This window comes from Mycobacterium sp. E3339 (assembly GCF_001666915.1).
Lineage (GTDB): Bacteria > Actinomycetota > Actinomycetes > Mycobacteriales > Mycobacteriaceae > Mycobacterium.
The window spans coordinates 1-7825 of sequence record NZ_LZIZ01000142.1 but is presented as its reverse complement, the minus strand read 5'-3'; the positions used below and the strand labels follow the sequence as shown (position 1 = coordinate 7825).

Genomic DNA, 7825 nt, shown 5'->3' with positions numbered 1-7825 from the left:
CCGCGCCGGCATGCAGACCTCGAAGACCATCGTCGCCGTCAACAAGGACGAAGAGGCGCCGATCTTCGAGATCGCCGACTACGGCGTGGTGGGGGACCTGTTCAAGGTCGCCCCGCAGCTGACCGACGCCATCAAGCAGCGCAAGGGCTGAGCCTCTCGGCCCAAGAGCCCCCGACGCGGCGTCGGGGGCTCTTGCGTATCCGTGGGCAGCGTCAAGGTCGCGTCAAGGGGCCCCGGTCAGCATTGCGTCGATGCGCCGCAACGCAATTGAGCACACCGTGACGTAGGGCGCCGACCACCACGGAACGGCCATCCCCACGCGTGACCCGTCGCCCAACGGCTTGACCCAATGCCGCGTCGCCGGGACGCCCGCCACCTTCCACGCCCAGCTTCGCCCCGGCTCGAATTCGGTGATGACGAACGGGACCTCGAGCAACAGCGGCGTGCGCACGGTGCCCGTTGCGTGCAGACCCAACTCGGTGTGCGGTTCGTCGAGCCTGGCGCCGCGAATCGACGGACCCCATTTGGGCCACGCGTCCAGATCGACCAGCAATTCCCACACCGCCGACGGCGGCGCCGCGATCGCGCGGTCGGCGGTGAACATCATGGGAGACGGCATACCCGCAATCACCCGCCGTGACCCGAAGACGGCCGCGGGGGCGTCTCGGCAACCACATTTCGTCATCTGACGTGCACGGACACGTCACAGCGACGATGCCGACTCGCTCATCGATTGCGCAACGTTGGTTTACATGAGCATTGCTTCTGTCCTGATTCCGAGCGACAAGCCCGGCGGCGCGACGACGGCGTCGCCCGGTGGGCCGCGTTACTCGCTGTTGCTGTCCACCGACGCCGCCATGATCGAGGCGGCGCAACGGCTCCGGTACGACGTCTTCAGCAGCACGCCGGGCTTCGCACTGCCCACCAACGACGACGAACAACGGGACGTCGATGAGTTCGACGAGCACTGCGACCACCTGCTGGTGCGCGACGACGCGACGGGCGAACTGGTGGGTTGCTACCGCATGCTGGCCCCGGCGGGCGCCATCGCGGCCGGGGGCCTCTACACCGCGACGGAATTCGACATCCGCGCGCTCGACCCGCTGCGGCCCTCGCTGGTCGAGATGGGCCGCGCCGTGGTGCGCGACGGCCACCGCAACGGCGGCGTCGTGCTGCTGATGTGGGCCGGGATCCTGGCCTACCTGGACCGATACGGCTACGACTACGTGACCGGCTGCGTGTCGGTGCCCATCGGCGGGGATTCCGACGACCCCGAAAACCGGGTGCCGGGCCGCCAGCTGCGCGGGGTGCGCGATTTCATCCTGAGCCGTCACGCCGCACCCCCGCAGTACCGGGTGCGCCCCCACCGGCCGGTGGTCGTCGACGGCACGGCGCTCGACGACATTCCGGCGCCGGCGCGGCCGTCGGTTCCGGCGCTGATGCGCGGTTACCTGCGGCTGGGAGCCCAGGTGTGCGGTGAGCCGGCGCACGACCCCGATTTCGGCGTCGGCGATTTCTGCGTCCTGCTGGATAAGCGGCGCGCCGATACCCGATATCTGAAGCGGTTGCGGTCGGTGTCGGCCGCCTCGGAGATGGCCGGCGGCGACCGATGAACGCCACCGCGGGCACCGCGCACTCCTGGTTACCGCGCGCATCGTGCGACGCCGGTTGCGTGGGCCTCGGCGACGTGGCCCCGTCGCCGCCGTTGTTGGTGGCGCTGCGGGTCACGCTTCGGGTCCTGCTGGCGCTGCTGCTGGGGCCCGGAGTGGTGCTGCTGGCGGCGCCGCTGCCGGGCCGCACGCGCGTGCAGCGCATCTATTGCCGGATGGTGTTGCGCTGCCTGGGGGTCCGAATCACGGTGTCCGGCAGCCCGATTCGCAACCTGAGCGGGGTCCTGGTCGTCAGCCCGCACATGTCCTGGCTCGACGTCTTCGCCATCGGGTCGGTGCTGCCGGGGTCGTTCGTCGCCCGCGCCGACATGTTCACCGGGCCCGCCACCGGAATCGTGGCGCGCATCCTCAAGATCATCCCGATCGAGCGGTCCAGTTTGCGCCGGCTGCCGGCGGTGGTCGACGCCGTCGCCCGCCGGCTGCGCGGCGGTCAGACGGTGGTGTGCTTCCCGGAGGGCACCACGTGGTGTGGTCGGCGCGGCGACGATGCCGCGGCGGGCGGGGCCGGACAGCCTCACCGGGGCGGTGGCGCGTTCTATCCGGCCATGTTCCAGGCCGCGATCGACGCCGGCCGGCCGGTGCAGCCGCTTCGGCTGACCTACCACCACGTCGACGGGAGCGTCTCGACCGTGCCCGCGTTCGTCGGCGACGAGACGCTTGTGCGGTCCATCCGGCGGCTGCTCACCGTGCGCCGCACGCTGGCGCGCGTGCACGTCGAATCTCTGCAGCTGCCGGGGACCGACCGGCGGGCCCTGGCGACCCGCTGCCAGTCGGTGGCGTGCGTCGGGCCGGCCCGCGGCGCCGATCACCGGCCCGTGCTGGTGGCCTCGTAGCCGGAGGCCTCGCGACCAGCCGGTATCGTGGGTCGGGTCATGGTCTACCTGGATCACGCCGCTACCACGCCGATGCACCCCGCCGCCGTCGAGGCGATGACGGCGGTGCTCGGCACCGTCGGCAACGCCTCCTCGCTGCACACCAGCGGCCGGACGGCGCGGCGGCGCATCGAGGAGTCCCGCGAGCTGATCGCCGACCGGCTGGGCGCCCGGCCGTCCGAGGTCATCTTCACCGCCGGTGGCACCGAGAGCGACAACCTGGCCGTCAAGGGCATCTATTGGGCCCGCCGCGACGCCGAACCGCGGCACCGGCGCATCATCACCAGCGAGGTGGAACACCACGCCGTTTTGGACTCGGTGAACTGGCTGGCCGAACACGAGGGCGCCGAGGTGACCTGGCTGCCGACCGCCGCCGACGGCTCGGTGTCGGCGGCCGCGCTGCGCGAGGCGCTGCATCACCACGACGATGTCGCGTTGGTGTCGGTGATGTGGGCCAACAACGAGGTGGGCACCGTCATGCCCGCCGCCGAGCTCGCCGGCCTCGCCGCCGAATTCGGGGTTCCGATGCACAGCGACGCCGTGCAGGCGGTGGGGCAGTTGCCGGTGGACTTCGCCGCCAGCGGGCTCTCGGCGATGAGCGTGGCCGCGCACAAGTTCGGCGGCCCGCCCGGCGTGGGCGCCCTGCTGCTGCGCCGCGACGTGACGTGCGTCCCGCTGGCGCACGGCGGCGGCCAGGAGCGTGACATCCGCTCCGGCACCGCCGACGTCGCCGGTGCCGTCGGCATGGCGGCCGCCGCCCAAATCGCGGTGGACGGGATCGAGGCGAACAGCGCGCGGCTGCGGTCGCTGCGCGACCGGCTGATCGACGGCGTGCTGGCCGGCATCGCCGACGTCAGCCTCAACGGTGCGCGCGACCCCCTTCGGCTTCCCGGCAACGCGCACTTCACGTTCCGCGGCTGCGAGGGCGATGCGCTGTTGATGCTGTTGGACGCCAACGGAATCGAGTGTTCGACCGGATCGGCGTGCACCGCCGGCGTCGCGCAGCCGTCGCACGTGTTGGTCGCCATGGGCGCCGACCCCGCCAGCGCCCGCGGGTCGCTGCGACTGTCATTGGGGCACACCAGTGTTGACGCCGATGTCGATGCGGTGTTGCAGGTGTTGCCGGCGGCGGTCGACCGCGCCCGTCGGGCCGCACTCGCCGCGGCGGGGGCGTCCTAAGTGAAGGTTCTCGCCGCGATGAGCGGCGGCGTCGACTCCTCGGTCGCCGCCGCACGCATGGTCGACGCCGGGCACGACGTGGTCGGCGTGCACCTGGCGTTGTCAACCGCCCCGGGAACTTTGCGTACCGGCTCGCGCGGGTGCTGCTCGAAAGAAGACGCGTCTGACGCGAGTCGCGTCGCCGACGTGCTCGGAATCCCCTTCTACGTCTGGGATTTCGCGGAAAAGTTTCAGGCCGACGTGATCGACGACTTCGTGTCGTCCTACGCGCGCGGCGAAACACCCAACCCCTGCATCCGCTGCAATCAGCTGATCAAGTTCTCGGCGTTGTCGGCGAAAGCCCTTGCGCTGGGCTTCGACACGGTGGCCACCGGCCACTACGCCAGGTTGTCCGGTGGGCGGCTGCGCCGCGCGGTCGATCCGGACAAGGACCAGTCGTATGTGCTGGCCGTGCTGACCGCAGGGCAGCTGGCGCGCGCCACGTTTCCGATCGGCGACACCCCCAAGTCGCAGATCCGCGCCGAAGCCGCCCGCCGCGGCCTGGCGGTCGCCGAGAAGCCGGACAGTCACGACATCTGCTTCATCCCGTCCGGCAATACCCGCGCCTTCCTGGGCGAGCGCATCGCCGTCCGCCGCGGCGCCGTGGTCGGCGCCGACGGTGCGGTGCTCGCGGAGCACGACGGGGTGCACGGTTTCACCATCGGCCAGCGCAAGGGCCTCGGCATCGCCGGGCCGGGTCCCGATGGTCGTCCGCGCTATGTGACGGCCATCGACGCCGATACCGGGACCGTGCGGGTGGGGGAGGCCGCCGACCTCGACGTGCGCGAGTTGCGGGGACGCGAGCCGGTCTTCACTTCGGGACGGCCGCCCTCGGGCCCCGTCGAATGTGAGGTGCAGGTGCGGGCGCACGGCGAAACCGCCGGGGCGGTAGCCGAATTGGTGGGCGACGAGCTGGTGGTGCGGTTGCGTGTCCCGCTGCGCGGCGTCGCCTGCGGCCAGACGCTCGTGCTGTATCGCCCCGACCCGGACGGCGACGAGGTGCTGGGCAGCGCCACCATCACCCGCACGGCGCGTTAGGACGGCATGTTCGCCACGATGTTCGTCATCACGATGTCGGACACCGATTGCGCGAACCCGCAGAAGGTGACCTCCAGGATGGCCACCGACCGCAGCCGGTAGTCGCGGCCGCATCCGCCCGGCCGCAGGTGCAGCGAACCGCCGTCGGCCTTCCAGTCGCCGACGTATTGCTGTCCGTCCGAGCCGTTCGCGCAATCCCCGACCGTGGTCACCAGCGCGCCGAACGCGCGCTGTGCGGTGTCGACGTCCCGGTAGGCGGCGGCACCCTCCGAGATCAGCGCCCCGTCGGGCGGATCCTGGAACGTCGTCTTGTGGAACTCCTCGACGTCGGGCCCGAACGTCGCCGTCTCGGCATAGATGAACCGGCACTCGCGCGGCGTGGTGCCGGCGAGCGCCTCGATGTCCACCGGGCGGGTGCCGTCCATCGAGGGGATGATCGTCAGGTGCTCGCCCGCGCCGGTGATCGCGCGCATCCGCGACTGGTCCAACAGGATGGTGTCGACGTTGATCCCCTGCACGTCCCGCCGCGGGGAACCGAACCCGGCCACCGCCGCGCCGTCCACCACCCGGGTGCATCCCGCAGCCAGCACCACGGCCCCGCATATCAGCAGCGGCCGTGCCGATCTCGCCATCCGCGACATGTTCCGCACCCTTCTTGCGTCGAACCTACCCGTGCCGTCCCACGGCACGCACCCCCTGGCGGACCCCGACCGGGGTGGTGTCGAATACGGTTGGGCCGGTGAGTGTTTTCGCGCATCCCTTCGCCAGGGCCAGTGGAGTCGGATCCTGGCCCGGCAGCGCGCCACGGGAGGCCGCCGAAGTCGTCGTCGGCGAGTTGGCCGGCGGGCTGGCTCACATCGTCGAGCTGCCCGCCCGAGGCGTCGGCGCGGACACGCTCGGCCGGGCCGGTGCGCTGCTCGTCGACGTGGCGATCGATACCGTGCCGCGCGGCTACCGCGTCGCCGCTCGGCCCGGCGCGGTCACCCGCCGCGCCGTCAGCCTCCTCGACGAGGACATGGACGCGCTGGAAGAGGCCTGGGAGGTGGCCGGCCTGCGCGGCGGCGACCGCGTGGTCAAGGTGCAGGCTCCGGGGCCGATCACGCTGGCGGCCGAACTCGAGCTGGCCAACGGCCATCGGGCGATCACCGACCCCGGCGCCGTGCGCGATCTGGCGGCGTCGCTGGCCGAAGGCGTCGCCGCCCACCGCGCGGCGCTGGCCCGCCGGCTCGAGACGCCGGTGGTGGTGCAATTCGACGAGCCCTCGCTGCCGATCGCACTGGGCGGACGGCTGGCCGGTGTGACGGCGCTGAGCCCGGTGGCGCCGCTGGACGAGGCGGTGGCCCTCGCCCTGCTCGACGGCTGCGTCGGCACGGTGGGAGGCGAGGTGCTGTTACATTGCTGCGCGCCGGAGTTGCCGTGGAACATGTTGCTGGACAGCAGCTTCGGTGCGATTTCGGTGGCCGCGGCCACCCTGGCCGCGGCGGATCTCGACGGCATCGCCGCCTTCGTCGAATCGGGTCGCGCGGTCATGCTGGGCGTGGTCGCCGCCAGCGCCCCGCCGCGGCGGCCGTCGGCCGAAGAGGTGGCCGCGGCGCTGGTGGCGGTGACGGATCGCCTTGGCTTTGCGCGCTCGGCGCTGCGCGACCGCATCGGCGTCACCCCGGCGTGTGGTCTGGCCGGTGCGACGCCCGAGTGGGCCCGCCTGGCGATCGGGCTGGCCCGCCGGGCGGCCGAGGCGTTCGTGCAGGACCCCGACGCCATTTAGCCATCGCTTGAAAACCGATCGCCAGCAAACACGCGGCGACTACCATCTCGACAATGGTCATGAGCGAACTTGCGGACTCCTGCACCCTTTGGACGGGCTTTGACATATCGATCGTCGCCCGCAGTTACGCGCAATTCACCGGCATCCTCGCCGGGTTTGCCTTCGTCGTCATAAATCTCGTGATCGATCGCGCCTACCGGCGCCGCGGCGAGGGTCGTCCGCTGGAGCCGCGAGAGGTCGAACACGAGACGCAAGTGGGAATCGCATTGGTGTGTGCGTTTCTGGGCCTGTTTCTGACCACCCTGCGATACGCCTTGCTGGCCGGCGAAAGCGGATGCTCGCTGACCGAGGGACGGGCCGCGTCGGCAGAGGTGCTCACCGCCGTCTCGTTCGCCGCCTCCATCTACATGCTGCTCAACGCGATCGTGCAATTCTTCTCGGGCTCGGCCGGGGTGCTCGCCAAGCACTGCGTGTTCGTTCTGGTGGTGCTCGTTCCGCCGATTTCGGTGTTCCTGGTCGAAGACACGCTCACGCACCTGGCGCTGGCGCTGGGTGATCCGGACAAACACCAGCCGCTGCAGCCGCTGTGGGATTGGGCCGTGCGGCTCGCGATTCCGATCCCGCTGGCGGTCGGATTCGTCGGCGCCGTCGCGTGGTTCCTCGGGATCAAAAGGCGGCGTTCGGAAGAACCCGTCGGCCGCTTCGCGCGACAATTCCGAACGACCGTCCCGTACATCACGGTAGTCGTGGTCGCCGCGGTGATGGTGCGGTCGGTCGTGAAATTGCGCTACGCGAACACCGCCACGCACATCAGTCCTGGCGAGGCCTGGGTATGGGTCGGCGTGCTCAGTGTTGCTTTGCTCATCCAGGCTGCGGCTCTGTCAATTCAAAAAGGCGTGGAAGTTCCATTCGGCGGTTTCCCGGACAAGGCCGAACCGTCGACCTGAGTTTCGGGCCGCCTTGCGGGCGTGGTGTCGGCGGCCTCGGATAGCCTGCGAGGGTGAGCTCGCCACAAGCTGATCCGGTGTCACCCGAGGTTCGGCGCCAGTGGCAGGAACTGGCCGGTGCGGTCCGCGAACACCAGTTCCGCTACTACGTCAAGGACGCTCCAATCGTCTCCGACGCCGAATTCGACAAGATGTTCAACGACCTTGTCGCGCTTGAGGATCGTCATCCCGAGCTGCGCGTCCCGGATTCCCCGACGCAACTGGTCGGTGGGGCCGGCTTCGCCACCGACTTCACCGAGGCCGAGCACCTCGAGC

General features: G+C 70.5%; 8 protein-coding genes and 2 pseudogenes. 8 read left to right on the top strand and 2 right to left on the bottom strand.

What is annotated here, in order from left to right:
- Positions 1–151, top strand: a pseudogene (locus A5702_RS25685) (electron transfer flavoprotein subunit alpha/FixB family protein); the annotation flags it as partial.
- A 72-nt stretch (positions 152–223) separates the two neighbouring features.
- Here A5702_RS25685 and A5702_RS12510 read toward each other — a convergent pair.
- Positions 224–619 carry an SRPBCC family protein gene (locus tag A5702_RS12510; RefSeq protein ID WP_068221093.1) on the bottom strand — a complete coding sequence of 132 codons (396 nt, stop codon included), beginning with the start codon at positions 617–619 and terminating at the stop codon, positions 224–226.
- 133 nt (positions 620–752) lie between these two features.
- On the opposite strand from A5702_RS12510, the gene A5702_RS12505 reads away from it, so the two are divergent.
- The 4 genes from A5702_RS12505 to mnmA are packed head-to-tail and all read left to right on the top strand — an operon-like array spanning position 753 to position 4798.
- A complete protein-coding gene (locus tag A5702_RS12505; protein ID WP_068221091.1) occupies positions 753–1613 on the top strand; it encodes a GNAT family N-acetyltransferase in 861 nt (286 codons plus the stop codon).
- Positions 1610–2503, top strand: a complete 894-nt coding sequence (locus A5702_RS12500) for a 1-acyl-sn-glycerol-3-phosphate acyltransferase (protein WP_068221077.1) — start codon at positions 1610–1612, stop codon at positions 2501–2503. Before A5702_RS12505 ends, A5702_RS12500 begins: the two co-directional genes overlap by 4 nt.
- Positions 2504–2542: 39 nt before the next feature.
- Positions 2543–3721, top strand: coding sequence for a cysteine desulfurase family protein (locus tag A5702_RS12495; protein WP_068221074.1), 1179 nt, complete (start codon positions 2543–2545; stop codon positions 3719–3721).
- Positions 3722–4798 (top strand): tRNA 2-thiouridine(34) synthase MnmA, encoded by a 1077-nt coding sequence (gene mnmA, locus A5702_RS12490; protein WP_068221071.1) that lies wholly within the window; start codon positions 3722–3724, stop codon positions 4796–4798.
- Here mnmA and A5702_RS12485 read toward each other — a convergent pair.
- Positions 4795–5430 (bottom strand): sensor domain-containing protein, encoded by a 636-nt coding sequence (locus A5702_RS12485; RefSeq protein ID WP_055404833.1) that lies wholly within the window; start codon positions 5428–5430, stop codon positions 4795–4797. The two genes, mnmA and A5702_RS12485, sit on opposite strands and share 4 nt — an antisense overlap.
- A 107-nt stretch (positions 5431–5537) precedes the next feature.
- Between A5702_RS12485 and A5702_RS12480 the strand changes: the two genes are divergently transcribed.
- From A5702_RS12480 to A5702_RS12470, 3 genes and pseudogenes are all read left to right on the top strand, one after another.
- On the top strand, positions 5538–6563 hold the full coding sequence (locus A5702_RS12480) for a methionine synthase (RefSeq protein ID WP_067819179.1): 1026 nt from the start codon (positions 5538–5540) through the stop codon (positions 6561–6563).
- Between the two features lie 53 nt (positions 6564–6616).
- On the top strand, positions 6617–7510 hold the full coding sequence (locus tag A5702_RS12475) for a hypothetical protein (RefSeq protein ID WP_068221069.1): 894 nt from the start codon (positions 6617–6619) through the stop codon (positions 7508–7510).
- Positions 7511–7563: 53 nt separating this feature from the next.
- Positions 7564–7825 (top strand): annotated as a pseudogene (locus A5702_RS12470) (NAD-dependent DNA ligase LigA); the annotation flags it as partial.

Excerpts from the sequence above, each read along its gene's own strand:
- A5702_RS12475 (WP_068221069.1), top strand. The coding sequence starts at position 6,617 with ATGGTCATGAGCGAACTTGCGGACTCCTGCACCCTTTGGACGGGCTTT.
- A5702_RS12505 (WP_068221091.1), top strand. The coding sequence starts at position 753 with ATGAGCATTGCTTCTGTCCTGATTCCGAGCGACAAGCCCGGCGGCGCG.
- A5702_RS12510 (WP_068221093.1), bottom strand. The coding sequence starts at position 619 with ATGCCGTCTCCCATGATGTTCACCGCCGACCGCGCGATCGCGGCGCCG.
- A5702_RS12485 (WP_055404833.1), bottom strand. The coding sequence starts at position 5,430 with ATGGCGAGATCGGCACGGCCGCTGCTGATATGCGGGGCCGTGGTGCTG.
- A5702_RS12500 (WP_068221077.1), top strand. The coding sequence starts at position 1,610 with ATGAACGCCACCGCGGGCACCGCGCACTCCTGGTTACCGCGCGCATCG.
- A5702_RS12495 (WP_068221074.1), top strand. The coding sequence starts at position 2,543 with ATGGTCTACCTGGATCACGCCGCTACCACGCCGATGCACCCCGCCGCC.